We start from the raw sequence: 19,970 nt of genomic DNA on the forward strand, positions 1-19,970 counted from the left end.
TATTCTTTAACAATGTTTCATGGAGCATTCAGGTTAATACGCCGCATTTTCCGCAACAGACCAGAAAAACCACACTTTTAACAAGGAATTGATAACGTAACTCCGCATTCCGGAAACCAAAATTTACCAAGCGGCAAAATACAGGCATCTATACTGGGATCAGCTGAAATTCACCGTTATGGTTGCCTATGTCCAACGCCTCCGCCCCCCAGTCAGAACAGGAACTGCTCAACGCGCGCCTGGAGCAGGCCAACCAGCAGTTGCTGCAGTCCGAAAAACTGGCGGCAATCGGTCAGCTCGCCGCTGGCGTCGCCCATGAGATCAATAACCCGGTGGGTTATGTGTACTCCAACCTGCAAACCCTCGACAACTATCTCAACGATCTGTTCCGGCTGACCGAAGCGGTGGATAACGCCCGCTGCATCGAAGACCTGCGCCAGATCAAACAGAACATCGACTACGATTTCCTGAAGGACGACTTGCGTGACCTGCTGGCCGAATCCCGGGAGGGCATCGAGCGGGTCAAAACCATCATCGCCGCCATGAAGGATTTCTCCCACATCGAGGAGGAGGAGTTCAAACCGGCGGACCTTCATCGAGGTATCGAGACTACCCTGAACGTGGTCAACAACGAACTCAAGTACAAGGCCGAGGTGGTGCGGGAGTTCGGAGATCTTCCGGAGGTGGAGTGCATCATCTCCCAGATCAACCAGGTGATCATGAACCTGCTGGTCAATGCAGCCCATGCCATTGAAACCTTTGGCCGGATCACCATCCGTACCCGCCAGAAAGGCAGCACTGTCGTGGTCGAGGTGCAGGACACCGGCCGGGGCATCTCGCCGGAACACCGGCACCGGATCTTCGAGCCGTTTTTCACCACCAAACCGGTTGGCAAGGGCACGGGCCTGGGGCTATCCCTGTCTTTCAATATCATCGAAAAGCACCAGGGCACGCTCGACGTGGAAAGCGCTCCCGGTGAGGGAACGTGTTTTCGTATCACCCTGCCGATCGTGCACCCTGACACCGATAACGAATAACCCCCGGCGACACGGAGATAAACCATGATCAAGATCCAGCTGGTGGACGATGAACGCAACATCCTCAGCGCCCTGCGCCGGTTGCTCAAGCCCGAGGGCTGGGAAGTCCACACCTACGACAACGTCGAGGAAGCCCTGGGCAGCCTCAAGGATCACGAATACGCGGTCATCATTTCAGACTTCCGCATGCCAACGGCCGATGGCGTGACCTACCTTCAGTTCGCCAAGCAGCGACAGCCGGATGCCGTTCGGCTGGTGCTTAGCGCCTATGGGGATCGCGAATCCATGATCAAGGCCATCAACCAGGCCGAAGTGCACCGGTATCTGTCCAAACCCTGGGAAGATCACGAGGTGATCAGTGCCATCCGATCCGCCATCGATCTTTACCAGCTGAAGAAAGAAAATCAGCGCCTGCGCCGGGAAAACGAACGTCAGAAAGACATGATCCGGGCACGGGAGGAAGAGTTGTTGCGTCTGGAAACCGAAAATCCCGGCATCACCCGGGTACAAAGGGACACCGACGGATCGGTGTTGCTCAGTGACGATGACTGAACCGGACCTGCGCGATGCCTGATTTCAGCCCGGAGGACAACAAGCTGGCCCTGAAGGTGGTGTTCTACGGCCCGGCCCTGAGCGGCAAGACCACCAACCTGATGCAGCTGCATTCCCTGCTCAATCCAGAGCGCAAGGGCGAGCTCATGGTGCTGGAAACCCGGGACGATCGCACCCTGTTCTTCGACATGCTGCCCATCGGGCTTCGCAGCCGCTCGGGCCTGGATCTGAGGCTTAAACTCTATACCGTGCCGGGACAGGTCCAGCACGACAGCACCCGCAAGGCGGTACTATCCCGGGCCGATGGCGTGGTGTTTGTGGCTGACTCCCAGATCGCCCAGCAAGACAACAACGCCATTGCCTTTGGCAATCTGGAAGACAATCTCGACAAGGTTGGCCTCGACATCGATACCGTCCCCATGGTGGTGCAGTTCAACAAACGGGATCTGCCCAATGTGGTCGAAGAGACCGAACTTCAGGGGCGATGGGCGGGCACGCCCTGGGCTCCCCTATCGATGGCATCGGCGCTGAAAGGCGAAGGAGTGATTGAAACCTTCCGGGTGCTGCTTGATCGCCTTTACACGGTGATCGATTCGGAGTTTGATCTGGCCGGCAGACATGACATCGACCGAACCACCTTCATCCGCCGCCTGAGCGCCAGTCACGGGGGAGACGATGCGTAACTTCGAGGACGATCCAGCCCTGGCCGACCTGCTGACCCCGAACCAGATTCAACGGCTCAGCGAAGGCCTGAGCGCCCTTTGCCGGGAACCGGTACTGATAACGGAACAGCGCCTGAACGAGTCCGTGCCGGTGGAATTCAACCTGGAGACCATTGGCTGGCTGAGCGGCGGGGCCTCGGCCTCGGAGCGCGAGGCCGCAGCCGGCCTCGTGTCTTTCCTGATGCTGTTTGTGGCCAAATACCGGCTCGCGGCCAACCTCCACCACGACACCACGGAAGCCAGCTATGCCGAACTGCAGCGCCAGAATGCGGCCCTGAAAGCGTCGGAAGCCAGGTATCGGGAGCTGTCCGACCAGTTGCAGCAACAGGTGGACGAACAGGTCGCGGTGATTCGCCAGACTCAACAGGAACTCTATGAGAGCGCCCGCCTTCGCTCTGTCGGGCATCTGGCGGCGGGTGTGGCCCATGAGATCAACAACCCGGTCGGGTTTATCAGCAGCAATCTGCGGGTCGCCCGGGATTACGTGGATAACCTGGAACCCCTGTTGCCGGATACGGCGGACAACCGGGACATGCTCGGGGATTTCAGCGACTTGTTGAGTGAGTCGATCGAGGGCACCGACCGGATTGCCCGTATCGTTGCTGACCTGAAGACGTTCGCCAGCATCGACCAGGCCGACAACGCCCTGTGTGACCTCAACAGCCTGCTTCTAAGCGCGATACACCTGGTACAGACCGAGTACGATCACAACTTGACCATCATCGAGAGTCTGGGGGAGCTTCCCCGGATTCCCGGCCATCCGTCCCGGCTGTCCCAGACGCTGTTCAACCTGTTGGACAACGCTGCGCAGGCCATCGGGAACGATGGCCGCATCCTGGTCCGGACCCAGGCAGACGATGCCGGGATCCAGGTAACCATCCAGGATAACGGTTGCGGCATCCCCGATTCCATCCGCAGCCAGGTATTCGACGCCTTTTTTACCACGCGGCCAGTGGGTTCCGGGGCGGGCCTCGGGCTGACCGTGGCCCGGGATACGGTCCATGCCCACGGCGGCCAACTGACACTCGACAGCCAGGAAGAAGCGGGTACCCGCGTCATCCTGGTCCTGCCAGCCAAACAAGGTGCCTGAATGGCCAAACGCTACGCATCCCTGTTTTACGGAAACGATACCGACAAGCAACCAGGCCGCGAGCCGGCAAAGAAAGCCGCGCCTTACCGCTTGCTGCTGGTGGACGATGAGCCCAACATCCTGGCGTCGTTGCGCCGGGTATTCCAGCGGGAAAATTACGAGCTGCTGTTTGCCCGCAGCGCCGACGAGGCGCTGAAGATCTTGGAAAACCAGCCGGTTGAACTGATCATGACCGACTTCATGATGCCCGGCATGAATGGCAGTGAACTGCTCCGGGAAGTCCGGGAACGCTGGCCCCAGACCATCCGCATCATGCTGACCGGCCACGCCAACACCGACGCGGTGATGGGGTCGATCAAGGACGGCGCGGTGTACCGCTTCATCCTGAAGCCCTGGAACGACGACGATATCCGGCTGACCATCGCCCTGGCACTGGAACAGTACGAACTGATGCAGCGCAACCGGTCCCTGCAGGAGCAGACCCAGAAACAGGGCCGGGACCTGGAGACCATCAGTAAGCTCACCGCCACCAACCGCAGTCAGCTCGCCATCCTGCTGCACAAGAAAGGCTGGCTTAACCCCCAGCAGATCCAGCAACTGCATCGCGAGATGCAGAGCCAGAAGACGCCGGTGGTCCGCCAGCTGCTCAAGCACGACTGGGTGGACTTTCAGAAGGTGTTTGAACTGCTGCGTGACGACATGCTGTTCGAGGAGGTGGACCTGCGGGAATTCCAGCCGGATCCGAGCCTGCTGTCCCTGATTCCCCAGAAAATCTGCACACGCCAACTGGTCCTGCCGCTGCGGGTCAGCGGCCAGCGCCTGCGCCTGGCCATGGTGGACCCCATGGACATAAACCTGATCGACGAACTCGGGTTCATGACCGGCTACACCATCCATCCCCTGCTGTGCGAAACCTCGCAGATGCAGACCAAGCTGGCGGAAATCTTCGGAGACACCAACGACCTGGAAGACATCACCACCAAGGTGGGGTCCGATGATCCCTATGAAGGCATCGAGATCGTCCTGGATGAGGATACCGACCAGGAATCCCTGGAACAGCTACTGGGCAGTTCCGAAGAGCCACCGGCGATCCGGCTGGTTAACGCCATCATCCTCGAGGCCCTGCGCCTGGGGGCAAGCGATATCCATATTCACCCCCGCACCAAATCGCTGGTGGTACGCTACCGGATTGACGGGGTACTGCAGGACAAGATCCACATCCCCACCAACCTGTTGATGTCCGTGGTCTCGCGCATCAAGGTGATGGCCGAGCTGGACATCACCGAACGGCGGCGGCCCCAGGATGGCCGGATCACCGTAAAGACACCGATGCGCATTGTGGACCTGCGGATTTCCACCCTGCCCACCATCAACGGCGAAAAGGTGGTCATGCGGGTACTGGAACGCCAGTCCTCAGCGCAGTCCCTGGAGGACCTGGGCCTGTCGCAACACAACCTGGCGCGGCTCAAGCACGTCATCGCCAAGCCCCAGGGTATCATTCTCGCCACCGGCCCCACCGGCAGTGGCAAGACCACGACCCTCTATGCCCTCTTGCAGCACAACGCCTCGCCGGAACGCAATTACGTCACCATCGAAGACCCGGTGGAGTTCCACGTCGATATGGCTGGCCAGGTGCCCGTCAAGGACCGTATCGGGCTGGATTTTGCCAGCGTGCTGAGGGCAATCCTGCGCCAGGACCCCGATGTTATCCTGCTGGGCGAAATCCGGGATGAGGAGACCGCCGATGTGGCATTCCACGCGTCGATGACCGGCCACCTGGTCTATTCCACCCTGCATACCAGCTCGGCAGCCGCCACCGTGGCCCGGCTGCTGGACCTCGGGCTGAAGCCCTTCGTGCTCGCTTCGGCACTGGAAGCGATCATTGCCCAGCGGCTGGTACGGCGCATCTGCACCCATTGCCGGGAAGAAACCGACCAGCCCACGGAAGTGCTTGAGCAACTGGGGCCACAGTTCCTGGACCCGGAGCTTCGGTTTTACCGGGGGCGGGGCTGCGAGAAATGCCACAAGGGCTACAAGGGCCGGGTCGCCATTCACGAAGTGCTGACCATGAACGAAGAGCTGCGGATTGCGATCACCGAGGGCGCCAGCGCCATGCAGATCGAGACCCTTGCCCGGGAGAAGGGCATGAGGGTGCTGCTCGACGACGCCCTGGAAAAACTGCGCGACGGTCTGACCACAGCCGACGAAATCCTGCGACTGCTGGGCCCCCAGGTACTCCATGGTTAACGCGTTCAAGCGACCGGCCTTCTGGTACTGCCTGACCCTCGCACTCGCGATTTCCCTGGGCTCCGTGGGCCTGCTCATCCTGGTCGACTTCAGCATCAGCGGCTCGGAAAGCGTCGGTAGACCGACGCTGCGTCCCGGTGGTGGACTGGTGGCTCTGGCTCTGTGTGCCAGCCTTCTCGCGCTGCTGTTGCGCTTACGCTGGCTCGCCACAGGTCTGGGCTTGGGCGTCATCGCCCTTGCCTCACTGCTGACCCTGACGCCCCGCTTTTCCGGCATTGACTGGCTGGAAACCGTCTCACTCAACCCATTGCTGTTGCTGGTCGTCACCCTGATCAGCCTGAGCGGTCTGGCCGCCATGCACCTGTCCCGGGGCTGGGTGGTCGGGCTGGCCTGCGGGCCCCTGGTCCTCGGCATCGGATTGTTGTCACTGCTATCCCACTGGCATGGCGGACTTCTGGAACTGAGCCTTGGCAGCATCACCGAGTCCACCCTGGTAATCAGCCCCATGGCCATGCTCATTGGCCTGACCCTACCGTTCCTGTACTCCATCTATCACAGCAAGGTGCAGTTCTATTCCAAAGGCCTGCTGGTGCTTGGCATCCTTGGCATCCTGGTAACCACGCTGAGCTGGCATGCCCTCAGGTTACAGTCCGGCGAGCGCTTGATCGAACGGGCCGAGTCACTGGCAAGCCAGCTCGAGGCCTCCAGCAACTCTGCATTCGAGGTGAAGCTCGCGCTGATCCGGCGCCTCGCCGAGCGCTGGGAGCTGCTCAATGGCGTTCCCCCGGAGAATTTCTGGGACCAGGAGGTTGGCAGTTACCTGCGGGATTTCCCGGACCTTCGGCTGATCACCATCCTCAACCGCGAGCACGAACCGGTGCGTACCGAGTCCCGCACGCTCGACTACCGGGGCTGGCTGGAAGTCTTTCTGTCTGATCGGAGTACCCGGAGCTGGCTCGACCACGTGACCGAATCCCGAACGGCCCATCTGAGCCGCCCACTTCCGGACAATCAGGACCACTTGCACGCCGCGGTGGCCGTGCCCATCACGCCAGGCCCGGGTTATTCCTGGACCGCCCTTGCGGTGGTGGACCTCCAGACCGTCTATGAGGGCCTGACCGACTATTACGGCGGCAAGCTGCACATCAAGGTCTTCCATGACGACGACAACGTGTTCGATACCGCCCCGGAGATACCGGCAGACCAGGAGGCTCTGCTGGCATCCCAGCAAATGACCCCACACCACGACAGCCAGCGCAGAATCGAAGTCTATACCCGCAAGGGCAGCCTGCCCCCGGGGGAACTCTATCTCCCGCCGGCCGTCCTGTTCACCGGTCTGGGCCTGAGCTTCCTGGTGATGCTGTCCCATTTCTTCTGGCGCCAATCCGAACAGCGCGCACGGAACCTCGCCGAACTGAACCTGACTCTGAGCCAGCATCTCGAAGAAGAAAGGGATCTGCGAACGACCAACGAAACCCTCTCCCGGGAGCGCGATCAGTTCTTTGCCCTGTCACCGGACATGTTCTGCATCGTCGACCTGAACAGTCATTTTTTCGAGTTGAACGAAACCTTCATACTTACCCTCGGATACACACGGGAACAGCTACTGGGTAGCTCCTATATGAATCTGGTGCTTCAGGATGATCACGCAAAAACCGTTGCAGCTGTAAAGTCGCTGGTGGAAGGCCACGAGGTCAAAGACCTCCAGATCCGGGTACTGGACAGTGACGGCGGTCTGCACTGGCTGCAGATCAATGCCATCCTCAGTGCCGATGACCTGATCTACGTCGTGGCCCGGGACATGACCGAGCAACTGGAGATCGAAGACAAGCTCCGGGAAAACGAGGCGCTTCTGAAGATGGCCGAACGGCAGGCCCGGATTGGTGGATGGGCGGTGGACCTGGCCACCGGCAAGGCCACGTGGTCGGACACAGTCTGCGACATCCACGAGTTACCCCGGGGACAGGTACCGGAGGTAAACGAAGCGATCAATTACTACGTTGACGAACATAAGGACCAGATCCGGGCAGCCGTGCAACTTTGCGCCGAAACCGGCCTGCCCTTCGATGAAGAGCTCCAGATCCGCACCGCCCGGGGTAACCTTCGCTGGGTGAGAACCATCGGCCATGCAGTGCAGGACGACGACGGGAACATTGTAAAACTGCAGGGCGCGTTCCAGGACATTACCGAAAGCCGGCAGGCGATGGAGCAGTTGCGCCGGTTCGCCGACCGCCAGGCCAAGATCTTCGAAAGCATTACCGACGCATTCTATACCCTCGACAACGACTGGCGTTTTACCTACGTCAACCGCAAATCGGAAGAACTGTTACACAAGAAGCGCGAAGACCTGCTGGGCCACAACATCTGGGAAGTATTCCCGGACACCATCGGCACAACGCTCGACGATCAGTATCACCATGCAGTGGAAACCGGCAACTCGGTCTCTTTCGAGTTCTATTACCCGGCACTGAACGAATGGCTGGAAATCAGCGCCTACCCTTCCGAAGAGGGCCTGGCGGTCTATTACCGCAGTATCCGGGAGCGCAAGGAAGCCCAGCAGCAACTGGAATCGGCGATGGCCGAACTGGAGCGCAGCAACCGTGAATTGCAGGACTTCGCCTTCGTCGCCTCCCACGACCTGCAGGAACCCCTGCGCAAGATCCAGGCCTTCTCGGACCGGCTGATGACCAGATCGGACCAGTTCGGCCTCCGGGAGCAAGACTACCTCAACCGCATGCAGTCGGCCGCCGGGCGCATGCAGCAGCTGATCGAGGATCTGCTGAGCTATTCCCGGGTCACCACCCGCGCCAGGCCGATGGCACTTTGCCACACCGATGACGTCCTGGCAGGCGTACTGCAGGATCTGGACACGGCCATTACCCGGGAGCAGGCCCGGATCGACGTTCAGCCGTTGCCGGATGTGGTGGGGGACGCCACTCAACTGCGCCAGGTGTTCCAGAACCTGCTCACCAATGCCATCAAATTCCATGCCCCTGACACACCACCGGAAATTTCCGTCTATGCTGAGGATGTCAGTGACTCGGGCTGGACGCTGGTGGTGCAGGATCGGGGCATAGGCTTCGATCCACGCTACACCCGTAAACTCTTCCACCCGTTTCAGAGACTGCATAGCCGGGAAGGGTATGCGGGTACCGGGATTGGCATGGCTATCGTGAAAAAAATCCTGGATCGCCACGGTGCGGAGATCACCGTGGCCAGCGTGCCGGGCGAAGGAACCACGTTCCGGATCCGGTTCAGAAGCAGTTCTGCACAGGAGCAGAGCAAGGATGAATAAACCTGTAAAAGCCGCCCTGGTAGTGATTGCCGATGATGACCCGGATGACTGCCTGATGATCAGGGAGGCGTTCGAGGACCAGTGTGCCGACTGCACGCTGTGTTTCGTCCACGACGGTGAAGAACTGATGGATTTCCTTCACGGCCAGCATCCGGACCGCGACGGCCAGGCCTGTACCATGCCGGACCTGTTGCTGCTTGATCTCAACATGCCGCTCAAGGACGGTCGTCAGTCCCTCCAGGAAATCAAGTCGGATCCCCGGTTGCAGGAGCTGCCTACCGTTGTCATGACCACCTCCAGCGATCAGGATGACCGGGACTTCTGCCAGCAAAGGGGCGCCAACGACTATATCGTAAAGCCCAGGAAATACAGCGATCTGCTGGATGTTGTAGAGTCACTCACAAAACAGTGGATTAACAAGGAACATGACTGATCCAACGCTCCGCGTCCTGCTTATCGAGGACGACGAAGACGATTACCTGATCACGCGGGATCTGCTGCACGATGTCAGTCCCTCAGCCGTTGAACTGGTCTGGCGTGACACCATGCAGGCCGGGCTCGAAACCCTGGGGCAGGAGCGCATCGATGTCACCCTGGTAGACCTTCGCCTGGGCCCGGATTCGGGACTGGATGTCATCCGGGAAGCCCAGGCCAGCGGCGTTACCTCTCCCTTCATCCTGCTAACCGGTCAGGGCGATGCGGAACTGGATGCCCGCGCCGTGGAACTGGGTGCGGCGGACTACCTGGTCAAGGGCCGACTGGATGGCCAGACCCTGATTCGCAGCATTCGTTACGCGGCAGACCGGGCGGCGGCCAATGAGGACCTGGCCAGCAGTGAAGCCCACTACCGCCTGCTGTTCGAGAACAACCCGGCTCCCATGTACCTGCTGCAGCCGGAATCAGGCCGTGTTGAGTCCATGAACCGGGCCGCCATGGCGCTCTATGGCTTCAGCACTGACGAAACCCCGGAGCTCACCATCACGGACCTGCAACGAAATTCCGGGCCGGTCCCCCGGGAAGGGGTTATTGTCCGGGAAGGCAGCCGGCTGGAGGAGCACATAACCCGGGATGGCTGCCCCCTTTACGTTGAATTGCTTCCGGAACGCATCACCCTCGATCGTCGCCCCCTCGATCTGGTGATGGTCACCGACATGACACGCCAGATCGACAACAACCGGCGACTCCGACTGCTGCAACAATGCATTGAATCCAGCTCCAACGGCATTGTCATCGCCGATGCCCAGAAATCGGACATGCCCCTGGTGTACGTGAACCCGACGTTCGAGCGTATTACCGGCTTCAGCCGGGACGAGGCCGTCGGTCGGAACTGCCGTTTCCTGCAGGGCTACAGCGAGGATCCGAGCAATGAACAGGCGCTTGCGGAGATCCGCAAGGCCCTTGCCACGGGGAGAGCGACTTCCGTGGTGCTGCGGAATTTCCGGAAGGATGGAACACCGTTCTGGAACGACCTGTACCTGTCACCGATACGGAATGACGAGGACGAGGTGACCCATTATGTCGGGGTGCAGAGCGACATCTCCCACCGTAAACACGTCGAGAACCAGCTGGCCTACAACGCCAGCCACGATGTCCTCACCCAGCTGCCCAACCGGGCCTTGCTGGAAGATCGACTCGAACAAGCCTGCCGCTTCGCCCAGCGCCACGGCCGGACCCTGGCTCTCCTGTTCATTGATCTCGACGGTTTCAAGCTGATCAACGACTCCCTCGGACACCGCATCGGCGACCAACTGCTGATCGAGGTGGCCCGACGGCTCAAGGAGGTCAGCCGGAATGGGGATACCGTGGCCAGGGTCAGCGGCGACGAGTACGTGATGCTGTTGCCCGACCTTGCCCGCACGGAAGACGCGCTGAGCGCTGTCGAACAGATCATGCGCACCCTCTCCGCGCCGTACAAGGTCAATGACGAAAACCTGCACCTGACGGCAAGCATCGGCATCGCCACCACAGATGGGAGCATCAGCCAGCCGACGGAACTGATCCAGCAGGCCGACCTGGCCATGTACCGCGCCAAGCAGATGGGCCGGAACACCTTTCAGTGGTTCTCGGAGCACCTCAACACTGAAGCCAGCTATCGGGTCAAACTGCGCAACGAATTGCAGGACGCCATCGACAACGACCGCCTCACGATTTACTACCAGCCACTGATCGATTCCCGTACCGGCAAGGCCCGGGCCGTGGAAGCACTGGTACGTTGGGAGCACCCTGAGCAGGGCCTGGTGTCTCCCGGGGATTTCCTACCTCTGGCCGAGGAAACCGGTCAGATTATTGCCCTGGGCAAGTCCGTGCTGGAACAGGCGTGCCGGGATATGGTCCGCCTCCATGCCGCCGGATTCAGGGACTGTGTCGTGGCGGTAAACGTTTCCCCGATGCAGATCCGCAAGGCCGATTTCATCGACACAGTGCGTGATGCCCTGAAAAAATCCGGCCTGCCACCGGAGGCACTGGAACTCGAAGTGGTCGAATCTGCAGTGCTTTTCGATGCCGACCAGGTCATCAAGACCCTGCACGACTTGCGGGCTCTCGGCGTCGGCATTGCCATTGATGACTTCGGCACGGGTTTCTCCAGCCTCAGTTACATCAAGCTGCTTCCGGCGGGCAAGATCAAGATTGACCGCTCCTTCATCAAGGACGTCATCCAGGATCGCAGCGATGCCGCCATTACTCAGGGGGTGATCTCCATGGCCCACCACCTGTCGCTGGAGGTGGTGGCCGAAGGCGTGGAAACGGATGCCCAGGCGGCATTCCTGCGACGGAACCAGTGCGATTTGCTCCAGGGCTTCCTGTTTGCCAAGCCCATGCCGATGGATCGACTCGAAGAATATATGCACACCCGGGGCGGCTACGCCACGAGCGCCAATGCCGATCGGGACGAACCGGAAAAGACGTTGCTGCTGCTCGATGACGAGAACAACATCCTGCGGGCCCTGACCCGCGTCCTCCGACGGGACGGCTACCGGATCCTGACCACCACCAGCGTGCATGAGGCGTTCAGCCTGCTTGCGGAGAACGATGTCCAGGTCATCATTTCAGACCAACGCATGCCGGAAATGTCAGGTACGGAATTCCTCAGCCGCGTGAAAGGGATTTACCCGGATACCGTCCGGATCGTGCTGTCCGGATACACGGACCTGAAGTCCGTCACGGAAGCCATCAACGAAGGCTCGATCTACAAATTCCTGACCAAGCCCTGGGATGACAAAGAGATCCGCGAGCACGTGCAGAAGGCGTTCCAGTACCACAGCACCCTCCAGGGCTGATCATGTCAGCCCCAGGGCTTCAGCATGGTGCTTCAGATGGTCATCGATGAAGGAGGCGATGAAGAAATAGCTATGGTCATAGCCCCGGTGCATACGCAGGTTGATGTGGTGGTGGAATTTCTCGCAGATATCCGCCAGGACCTCCGGATTGAGCTGGGTCTCCAGAAACTCGTCCGCAGTGCCCTGATCGACCAGTAAGGGCAGCCTTTCCCGGGCGGTCGGTATCAGCAGGGTGGCATCCCACTGTTCCCAGGCTGACCGGTCGTCACCCAGATACCCACTGAACGCCTTTTGTCCCCACGGGCATTCGGTGGGGTTGGCAATGGGTGCGAAGGCCGAGACCGACTGGTAGCGCCCGGGATTCTTCAGCGCGCAGACCAGGGCACCGTGTCCTCCCATGGAATGGCCGCTGACCGACCGTTGCTCGGTTACCGGTAGCTCACTTTCCACCAACTGCGGCAGTTCTTTCACCACATAATCGTACATCCGGTAATGGGGTGCCCAGGGCCGCCGGGTGGCGTTGATGTAGAAGCCCGCACCGGTACCGAAGTCATAGCTCTCATCCTCGCCCGGAAGATTGAGGCCGCGGGGACTGGTATCCGGACAGACAATCGCCAGACCCAGCTTTGCCGCCAGCTTCTGCGCGCCGGCCTTCTGCATGAAGTTCTGGTCGGTACAGGTCAGTCCGGACAGCCAGTAAAGTACCGGTGCCGGCTTTGGCGAGCTGCCCACCGCCGAAGGGGGCAGAAACACCGCGAATTCCATGTCACATTCAAGGCTCGCGGAGGTGTGACGGTAACGGCGATGCTCACCACCAAAGCAAACGTTGCTGGATAGCAGTTCCATAATGGATCCCGGTCTGAAAAGGTGAAGTCAGTCCTCGTCCGCACTGGCGTATTTCGGCAATTCCATACCACAGCCGGTTCGTGCCAACTCGGCGAGGATCGCGGTACGAGTAACAATACCAATCAGCCTGCCATGGTCGACTACCGGATACACTTTCGGTTTGCCGGCACCGAGGTTCTGGGCAAGGTCCACCACCGCCATTTCCGGCGAAATGGTCAGTGGCTGGCGGAACATCACGTCATCCACGATGGGATCACCCTCACAGTGATAACTGCTGACCAGCAGGGAATGAATACAGTCCTGCTCGGAAACAAACCCCAGTACGCGCCGCTGTTCGTCCACCACCGGCAAACCCGTGACGTGATTGCTGAGCAGCGCCTTGACCACTTTGGTCAACGGAGTACCACAGCGAACAGGCTCGATGTGGTTCCACATCACATCCGATACTTTCAATGACCGCATGGGCCAATCCCTCCACTTCCGTTTTTCCATTGCAGACCGATTCAATACTCCTATCCCTAAACATAGGCAATTGCCGTGCAAAAGGAAAACCGATTCCGCCAAAACGGTTTACAGGCAAAATTAACCGACTAAACTCAATCAGTTATACCCCTGATCGGGGTAAACAGTTACTTTCAATCCATGGCAAACGCAGGGAGATCCCCATGTCAGCCATTGAAAACTTTATCGGTCAGGTTAACGGTCTGGTGTGGGGTCCTCCCATGCTGGTCATGATCCTCGGGGTCGGGCTGTTCCTCAGCATCGGCCTGAAGCTGATGCCGGTGCTGAAACTGGGCGCCGGCTTTCGACTCATGTGGCAGGGGCGCAAGGCAGCCGGGGCCGAATCCGAAGGCGAAATCCCGCCGTTCCAGGCCCTGATGACCGCGCTCTCGGCAACCGTCGGAACCGGCAACATCGCCGGCGTAGCAACGGCTGTCTTCCTGGGCGGGCCCGGCGCCCTGTTCTGGATGTGGCTGACCGCCCTGGTCGGAATGGCTACGAAATACTCCGAGGCTGTGCTCGCAGTGCGTTTCCGCGAGGTGGACGAACGCGGAAACCACGTCGGTGGCCCCATGTACTATATCCGTAACGGCCTGGGTAAAAAGTGGACCTGGCTGGGGGTGCTGTTTGCCATTTTCGCCGCCATTGCCGGTTTTGGCATCGGTAACACGGTGCAGGCCAACTCCGTCGCGGATGTGATGGAAGCCAGTTTCGGCCTGCCGCACTGGGCAACCGGCGTAATCCTCATGGTGCTGGTCGGAATGGTGCTGATTGGCGGCATTCGCCGGATCGGCCACGTAGCCAGTGCCCTGGTTCCGTTTATGGCCATCTCCTACCTGCTGTCCGGTATCGTCGTGCTTGCCATCAATGCCGCGGATATCCCGGCGGCCATCGCTCTGGTATTCAAGCACGCCTTCAGCCCGATCGCCGCCGAAGGTGGCTTTGCCGGCGCCGCGGTCTGGGCCGCCATCCGCTTTGGTGTCGCCCGAGGCATCTTTTCCAATGAGGCCGGACTTGGCTCAGCACCCATTGCCCATGCCGCCGCACAGACCCGCAACCCGATCAGCCAGGGCATGGTGGCGATGCTCGGTACCTTCATCGACACCATCATCATCTGCACCATAACCGGCCTGGTCATCATCACTTCCGGTGCCTGGAAGGGCGGCGTTTCCGGCGCCGAACTCACCTCCCTGGCTTTCGCCGATGCGCTGCCCGGCGTGGGCAACTACATTGTCGCCATTGCCCTGGCCGTCTTCGCCTTTACCACCATTCTGGGCTGGTCGTTCTATGGTGAACGCAGCGTCGAGTTCCTGTTCGGCGTCAAGGCAATTGTGCCTTATCGGGTTGCCTGGATCATCGCGATTCCCGTTGGCGCCACCCTGAACCTGGGCCTCGTCTGGCTGGTGGCCGATACCCTCAACGCCATGATGGCGCTGCCCAACCTCGTCGCTCTGTTATTGCTCAGTCCGGTGGTGTTCAAGTTGACCCGCGAGCACTTTGCACGCGAGAAAACTCTGGGCGTGGACTGACAGCCACATGGGTAAGGCATTGATATAGCGATATAAACAGATAATTGGATGAGATGGATCATTGGCCCCTTGTATTCATTTCATCCAACACCAGAATACTCGTATACACTCAAGAAAACAGAACGACGATCAAAGGAGAGAGTTTATGAGCTTGCGTCTAGGAGATACCGCACCGGACTTCGAACAGGAGTCAACAGAAGGCACGATCCGGTTCTACGACTGGCTCGGCGACAGCTGGGGCGTACTGTTCTCACATCCGGCCGACTTCACGCCGGTGTGCACAACCGAGCTCGGTCTGACCGCGAAGCTGAAAAACCAATTTGCCAAACGCAACGTCAAGGCGATTGCCCTGAGTGTCGACCCGGTCTCTTCCCACAAGGAATGGGTCAAGGACATCGAGGAAACCCAGGGCTGCTCGGTGAATTTCCCGATCATCGCAGACGAGGACCGCAAGGTTTCCGAGCTGTACGACATGATCCATCCGAATGCCGACAGCAGCCTGACGGTCCGCTCCCTGTTCGTGATCGATCCGAACAAGAAGGTGCGCCTGATCATCACCTACCCCGCCTCGACCGGTCGTAACTTCAACGAAGTGCTGAGGGTCATCGATTCCCTGCAGCTGACCGACGAGCACAAGGTGGCAACCCCGGGTAACTGGGAACGCGGTGGCGACGTGGTGATCGTACCGTCCCTCCAGGACGAGGAAGAGATCAAGGAGCGCTTCCCGCAGGGCTATAAGGCCGTTAAATCCTATCTGCGAATGACGCCGGATCCGAAGAGCAACTGGAGTGGTGACTGAGCAATGAAGAAGGGGTCAGAAGATGACGTTCTTCTGACCCCGAAGTTCGAGGCCAGGATGGGGTCAGATGAACGCTTTCATCTGACCCCTTTTTTTACGCCGGACGCAGTGAATAAGCCCGCAGGTGCGCCGCAAACTCTTCCAGGTAACGGATACCACTGGCCTCCGCGTCCTTGCACCAGTCCATCAGTGCCTGCAGTTTTTCCTGGGGCTTGAGCCCGCGCTGGCGCCACAGTGCCTGGAGTTCGTGGCTCTTTTCGTAGATCTGACGGAGAATGTCGTGCCGCTCCAGCACGCTCTCCAGATGCTCTTGTTCCCGCGGCTTGATCAGCGTTACTTCCCGTGAAAGCAGGCGCTTGAGCTTGCGGTAACGGGGACGCACCTCTTCATCCATCAGAGCTTTCTGCTGACGCAGAACCGGTTCCATCACCCGCTTGCGGTATTGGCGCATGATGTCGAACCGGTTGTTGGCGATGGCCTGCACCGTTTCCACATCCACTTCCTGTTTACCCGGCACGTAATGGGCAATGGGACGGTATCCCTTGGGTTTGGCCAGGCCGAACAACTGGAACAGGCGGATATAGCCCCAGCCGATGTCCACCTCGTACCAGCGCCGGGACAGCTTGGAGGAATTCGGGTAGGTATGGTGGTTGTTGTGGAGCTCTTCGCCACCGATCAGGATGCCGATCGGTGAAATGTTGCGGGCATTGTCCGCGCACTCGAAATTGCGGTAACCCAGGTAATGGCCAATGCCATTGACCACACCGGCCGCCCAGACCGGGATCCAGAGCATTTGTACGGCCCAGATCCAGATACCATGCACTCCGAACAGCATCAGGTTGATTGCGGCCATGAGGATGATGCCCCAGTGCTTGTGCGGGGTATAAACCGTGCGCTCGACCCAGTCTTCCGGAGTGCGCTGCCCATAGCGCTGGAGGGTCTCCGGGGTGGCAGCCTCGGCGTATAGCTCTGCGCCTTCCAGAAGCACCTTCCGGATACCCAGAACCACCGGGCTGTGGGGATCCTCCTCGGTTTCACACTTGGCGTGGTGCTTACGATGGATCGCTGTCCACTCCTTGGTGTTCTGGGCGGTGGTCAACCACAACCAGAACCGGAAAAAGTGCGCCAGTGCCGGATGCAGATCCAGCGAGTTATGGGCGGAATGGCGGTGTAGATAAAGCGTCACGCTCACGATGGTGACGTGCGTCAGGGCCAGGGCAACCAGGAGCAGTTGCGGCACCGACAGGTCAAGTAGACCGTTGAACCACATAGTATTTCCTCAAAATCAGATCGGCGGCTTGCAGCCGTTCGGCGGGCGATACATCAGGGTATTTCGCAAACACTCGAAGGGAAACAAACCAACGCTACAACTCTAGCGTACAGGTGTTCGCCGCAACAACCGAATTTGGCCGGAAAATTGTTACTGATTACACTTATCGGCCTTGTTTGGTAACAACGCCCGCTGCACACCACCGGAGACCACCCGCGTGCCCGAATTACCCGAAGTTGAAACCACCCGCCGGGGCATAGCGCCCCACTGCGAAGGCCAGATCATTACCGGTGTCACGGTGCGTGATGGCAGGCTGCGCTGGCCGGTTCCCGAGGACCTGGCGGAGCGACTGACTGGCCAGGTTATCCGCAGCGTGGACCGGCGCGCCAAGTACCTTTTTATCAACCTCGATGGCGGTACCGTGATTGTGCACCTGGGAATGTCCGGCAGCTTGCGGGTGATTACCGATACCTCTCTGCCCCAGCCCCATGACCATATCGACCTGATACTGGCCTCCGGAGTGATACTGCGATTCAACGACCCGAGACGCTTCGGCTGCTGGTTGTGGACCGAATCCGCCACCAGCCACCCATTGATTGCGAATCTGGGCCCGGAGCCGCTGTCCCCGGACTTCAACGGTCCGCTGCTGTTCCAGCTGTCCCGTGGCAAACAGACGCCGGTGAAGTCGTTCATCATGGACAACCACGTGGTGGTGGGGGTCGGCAACATCTACGCCAACGAAGCACTGTTCAAAGCCGGCATACACCCCAAACGCAAAGCGGGGCGGATCAGCCTGGACCGCTACCACCGGCTCGCCGAGGCCATCCGGGAAACACTCAGTGCCGCGATCCTGATGGGCGGCACGACCCTGCGGGACTTCGTGAACAGTGACGGCAAACCCGGGTACTTCGCGCAGTCCCTGCTGGTTTACGGTCGCGGCGGCGAGGCCTGCAAGGAATGCGGCGCCGACCTGAAGGAAATCCGCATGAACAACCGCTCCACAGTGTACTGTCCGAGATGTCAGCGCTGAGTTGCCCAAAGCGCACATTTTGCAACGAAAAATCGTTTGAAAATGCGCAAATATGATTCATAGTTAACAGAGGATTAATGCTCATGGTCTACAATAGGGTCGTCCTTTAAATGTCCGACCCTGATGGCGATGCTGCCAAAACCATGCATCTACAGGGCCGACAAAGTTCAGGAGACAGTACAATGACCCGCAAGATTTCCCGTACCATCATGGCCACACTGGCAGCTTGTCTGATGGCGTTTTCATCCGTCGGCCACGCCCAGGCCATCGATGAAACACCCTCGGCCCTGGCCATGACCGGAGACGCGCTCTTTGTCCGCCCGGTGCTGTTCGCCACTACCATCATTGGCAGTGCAGTGTACCTGGTCTCCCTGCCATTCTCGGCGCTTGGCGGCAACGCCGGAGAAGCTGGAGAGGTACTGGTGGTTGGTCCGGCCAAGGCAACGTTCGTGCGCTGCCTGGGCTGCACCCGCACTGGCAAGAAGCCGGAAACGGTCGAACAGACAGACAACTGATCCGCTCAGATCCGTACATTTCCGGCTTGTCATGGCCGGTGTTCTCCGGCAGCCTGAAGAAAATGTCTTCAGGCTGTTTTGTTTATGGTGAACTGGTCTTCCGTTGAGACAGTGTTCCTCGATATGGATGGAACCCTACTCGACCTGCATTTCGACAATCACTTCTGGCTCGAGCACCTGCCCCGGCGTTACGCCGAGCAGTTTGACCTGCACCCCCAGCAGGCCAGGGACACCCTGATTCCGATGATCATGGCCGAGCGCGGCTCCCTTAACTGGTACTGCACCGATTACTGGAGCGACAGGCTCTCCGTCGATATCACCGGGCTCAAGGCCGAGGTGGGTGACCGCATTGGTTTCCGTCCTCATGTCACCGACTTCCTGACGGCGCTCAAATCCGCAGGTCTGCAGTCCGTGATCGTTACCAACTGCCATCCGGACCCGCTGGCACTCAAGCTCGAGCGCACCGGCCTTGATCGTCATGTGGACGCCATAATCTCCAGCCACGAACTGGGAAAACCGAAGGAAGACCCCCGGTTCTGGCAGGAGCTGAATTCCGTCACCTCTTACTCCGCTCCGGCCACGCTGATGGTGGACGACAGTTTCCCCGTTCTTGAGAGCGCCCGAACTGCAGGCATCGGCCAGTGTCTGGCCATCCTCGCGCCCGATAGCCGGCAACCGGCGCGGGAGCATCACCCGGACATTCCTGGCATTCACCACTTCGACGAAGTCCTGCCCTCACTTCGGCAACGACACCCCCTGCCATCCAGCCGGTGAGCCGGCTATAATTCGATCATACGCCCATCAGGTGAGGAGACATGACGGCGACCAACGCTGACGACCAGAAGGTACGACTCGACAAATGGCTCTGGGCTGCCCGGTTCTACAAGACGCGCTCCCTGGCCAAGGAAGCCATCGAAGGCGGCAAGGTTCACTACAACAGCCAGCGCACCAAGCCGGGCAAGATCGTGGAGACCGGGGCAAAGCTGACACTGCGCCTTGGCTGGCAGGAAAAGATCGTAATCATCGATGACATCAGTGACCGTCGCCGGGGCGCACCCGAAGCCCAAAAGCTCTATCACGAAACCGAAGACAGCGTGAAACGTCGCGAGGAGCTTGCCTGGCAGCGCAAGACCATGCAGGCAGCGCAGCTGCCCCCCGCCCGCCGGCCCAACAAGAAGGACCGTCGGGATATCCGGCGTTTCCGCGAACAACACGGAATCTGAGTCCCGCCCGGGCGGGACCGACCAACCCCTTACCCC

General features: G+C 59.6%; 17 protein-coding genes. 14 read left to right on the top strand and 3 right to left on the bottom strand.

All coding sequences use genetic code 11. The features are described 5' to 3' along the window. Positions 1-188 precede the first annotated feature (188 nt). Genes MD273_RS10060 through MD273_RS10095 form a run of 8 tightly spaced genes read left to right on the top strand, consistent with a single transcriptional unit; the run spans position 189 to position 12,221 of the window. Positions 189-1,037, top strand: coding sequence for a sensor histidine kinase (locus MD273_RS10060; RefSeq protein ID WP_239037661.1), 849 nt, complete (start codon positions 189-191; stop codon positions 1,035-1,037). A gap of 24 nt (positions 1,038-1,061) precedes the next feature. Beyond that, positions 1,062-1,589 (top strand): response regulator, encoded by a 528-nt coding sequence (locus tag MD273_RS10065; RefSeq protein WP_239037662.1) that lies wholly within the window; start codon positions 1,062-1,064, stop codon positions 1,587-1,589. A gap of 14 nt (positions 1,590-1,603) precedes the next feature. Beyond that, positions 1,604-2,272 (top strand): GTP-binding protein, encoded by a 669-nt coding sequence (locus tag MD273_RS10070; RefSeq protein ID WP_239037663.1) that lies wholly within the window; start codon positions 1,604-1,606, stop codon positions 2,270-2,272. After that, positions 2,265-3,401 carry a sensor histidine kinase gene (locus MD273_RS10075; RefSeq protein WP_239037664.1) on the top strand — a complete coding sequence of 379 codons (1,137 nt, stop codon included), beginning with the start codon at positions 2,265-2,267 and terminating at the stop codon, positions 3,399-3,401. Before MD273_RS10070 ends, MD273_RS10075 begins: the two co-directional genes overlap by 8 nt. Further along, positions 3,402-5,648 (top strand): ATPase, T2SS/T4P/T4SS family, encoded by a 2,247-nt coding sequence (locus tag MD273_RS10080; protein WP_239037665.1) that lies wholly within the window; start codon positions 3,402-3,404, stop codon positions 5,646-5,648. Further along, positions 5,641-8,943 (top strand): PAS domain S-box protein, encoded by a 3,303-nt coding sequence (locus tag MD273_RS10085; RefSeq protein ID WP_239037666.1) that lies wholly within the window; start codon positions 5,641-5,643, stop codon positions 8,941-8,943. Before MD273_RS10080 ends, MD273_RS10085 begins: the two co-directional genes overlap by 8 nt. Then, complete coding sequence (locus MD273_RS10090) at positions 8,936-9,376, top strand: response regulator (protein WP_239037667.1); 441 nt, start codon at positions 8,936-8,938, stop codon at positions 9,374-9,376. Before MD273_RS10085 ends, MD273_RS10090 begins: the two co-directional genes overlap by 8 nt. Then, the gene (locus MD273_RS10095; protein WP_239037668.1) at positions 9,369-12,221 is read left to right on the top strand and encodes an EAL domain-containing protein; all 2,853 of its coding nucleotides are present in this window, start codon (positions 9,369-9,371) and stop codon (positions 12,219-12,221) included. The genes MD273_RS10090 and MD273_RS10095 overlap by 8 nt, the downstream gene beginning before the upstream one ends. On the opposite strand, the gene fghA is transcribed toward MD273_RS10095, so the two are convergent. Beyond that, positions 12,222-13,067: an S-formylglutathione hydrolase gene (gene fghA / locus MD273_RS10100; RefSeq protein WP_239037669.1), complete on the bottom strand. Its 846-nt coding sequence runs from the start codon at positions 13,065-13,067 to the stop codon at positions 12,222-12,224. Positions 13,068-13,094: 27 nt separating this feature from the next. After that, on the bottom strand, positions 13,095-13,529 hold the full coding sequence (locus MD273_RS10105) for a CBS domain-containing protein (RefSeq protein WP_239037670.1): 435 nt from the start codon (positions 13,527-13,529) through the stop codon (positions 13,095-13,097). Between the two features lie 203 nt (positions 13,530-13,732). On the opposite strand from MD273_RS10105, the gene MD273_RS10110 reads away from it, so the two are divergent. After that, positions 13,733-15,097, top strand: a complete 1,365-nt coding sequence (locus MD273_RS10110; protein WP_239037671.1) for an alanine/glycine:cation symporter family protein — start codon at positions 13,733-13,735, stop codon at positions 15,095-15,097. A gap of 145 nt (positions 15,098-15,242) precedes the next feature. Continuing rightward, positions 15,243-15,896 carry a peroxiredoxin gene (locus MD273_RS10115; RefSeq protein ID WP_239037672.1) on the top strand — a complete coding sequence of 218 codons (654 nt, stop codon included), beginning with the start codon at positions 15,243-15,245 and terminating at the stop codon, positions 15,894-15,896. Between the two features lie 94 nt (positions 15,897-15,990). On the opposite strand, the gene MD273_RS10120 is transcribed toward MD273_RS10115, so the two are convergent. Then, the gene (locus tag MD273_RS10120; RefSeq protein WP_239037673.1) at positions 15,991-17,166 is read right to left on the bottom strand and encodes a DesA family fatty acid desaturase; all 1,176 of its coding nucleotides are present in this window, start codon (positions 17,164-17,166) and stop codon (positions 15,991-15,993) included. Between the two features lie 217 nt (positions 17,167-17,383). On the opposite strand from MD273_RS10120, the gene mutM reads away from it, so the two are divergent. From mutM to hslR, 4 genes are all read left to right on the top strand, one after another. Beyond that, positions 17,384-18,196, top strand: coding sequence for a bifunctional DNA-formamidopyrimidine glycosylase/DNA-(apurinic or apyrimidinic site) lyase (gene mutM, locus MD273_RS10125; RefSeq protein ID WP_239037674.1), 813 nt, complete (start codon positions 17,384-17,386; stop codon positions 18,194-18,196). A gap of 182 nt (positions 18,197-18,378) precedes the next feature. Next, positions 18,379-18,711, top strand: coding sequence for a hypothetical protein (locus MD273_RS10130; RefSeq protein ID WP_239037675.1), 333 nt, complete (start codon positions 18,379-18,381; stop codon positions 18,709-18,711). An 84-nt stretch (positions 18,712-18,795) separates the two neighbouring features. Beyond that, positions 18,796-19,485, top strand: coding sequence for a GMP/IMP nucleotidase (gene yrfG, locus MD273_RS10135; RefSeq protein WP_239037676.1), 690 nt, complete (start codon positions 18,796-18,798; stop codon positions 19,483-19,485). A 41-nt stretch (positions 19,486-19,526) separates the two neighbouring features. Continuing rightward, positions 19,527-19,934 (top strand): ribosome-associated heat shock protein Hsp15, encoded by a 408-nt coding sequence (gene hslR / locus MD273_RS10140; protein WP_239037677.1) that lies wholly within the window; start codon positions 19,527-19,529, stop codon positions 19,932-19,934. The last annotated feature ends 36 nt before the right edge of the window (positions 19,935-19,970 follow it).

Source organism: Marinobacter sp. C7 (genome assembly GCF_022343555.1).
In the GTDB taxonomy this organism is placed as follows: domain Bacteria; phylum Pseudomonadota; class Gammaproteobacteria; order Pseudomonadales; family Oleiphilaceae; genus Marinobacter.

Bases quoted from the DNA above. Each gene is read 5' to 3' on its own strand.
- MD273_RS10105 (WP_239037670.1), bottom strand. From the start codon at position 13,529: ATGCGGTCATTGAAAGTATCGGATGTGATGTGGAACCACATCGAGCCT.
- MD273_RS10075 (WP_239037664.1), top strand. From the start codon at position 2,265: ATGCGTAACTTCGAGGACGATCCAGCCCTGGCCGACCTGCTGACCCCG.
- MD273_RS10110 (WP_239037671.1), top strand. From the start codon at position 13,733: ATGTCAGCCATTGAAAACTTTATCGGTCAGGTTAACGGTCTGGTGTGG.
- MD273_RS10060 (WP_239037661.1), top strand. From the start codon at position 189: ATGTCCAACGCCTCCGCCCCCCAGTCAGAACAGGAACTGCTCAACGCG.
- MD273_RS10085 (WP_239037666.1), top strand. From the start codon at position 5,641: ATGGTTAACGCGTTCAAGCGACCGGCCTTCTGGTACTGCCTGACCCTC.
- MD273_RS10080 (WP_239037665.1), top strand. From the start codon at position 3,402: ATGGCCAAACGCTACGCATCCCTGTTTTACGGAAACGATACCGACAAG.
- MD273_RS10095 (WP_239037668.1), top strand. From the start codon at position 9,369: ATGACTGATCCAACGCTCCGCGTCCTGCTTATCGAGGACGACGAAGAC.
- yrfG (WP_239037676.1), top strand. From the start codon at position 18,796: ATGGTGAACTGGTCTTCCGTTGAGACAGTGTTCCTCGATATGGATGGA.
- MD273_RS10130 (WP_239037675.1), top strand. From the start codon at position 18,379: ATGACCCGCAAGATTTCCCGTACCATCATGGCCACACTGGCAGCTTGT.
- MD273_RS10065 (WP_239037662.1), top strand. From the start codon at position 1,062: ATGATCAAGATCCAGCTGGTGGACGATGAACGCAACATCCTCAGCGCC.
- MD273_RS10115 (WP_239037672.1), top strand. From the start codon at position 15,243: ATGAGCTTGCGTCTAGGAGATACCGCACCGGACTTCGAACAGGAGTCA.
- MD273_RS10120 (WP_239037673.1), bottom strand. From the start codon at position 17,166: ATGTGGTTCAACGGTCTACTTGACCTGTCGGTGCCGCAACTGCTCCTG.
- fghA (WP_239037669.1), bottom strand. From the start codon at position 13,067: ATGGAACTGCTATCCAGCAACGTTTGCTTTGGTGGTGAGCATCGCCGT.
- MD273_RS10090 (WP_239037667.1), top strand. From the start codon at position 8,936: ATGAATAAACCTGTAAAAGCCGCCCTGGTAGTGATTGCCGATGATGAC.
- hslR (WP_239037677.1), top strand. From the start codon at position 19,527: ATGACGGCGACCAACGCTGACGACCAGAAGGTACGACTCGACAAATGG.
- MD273_RS10070 (WP_239037663.1), top strand. From the start codon at position 1,604: ATGCCTGATTTCAGCCCGGAGGACAACAAGCTGGCCCTGAAGGTGGTG.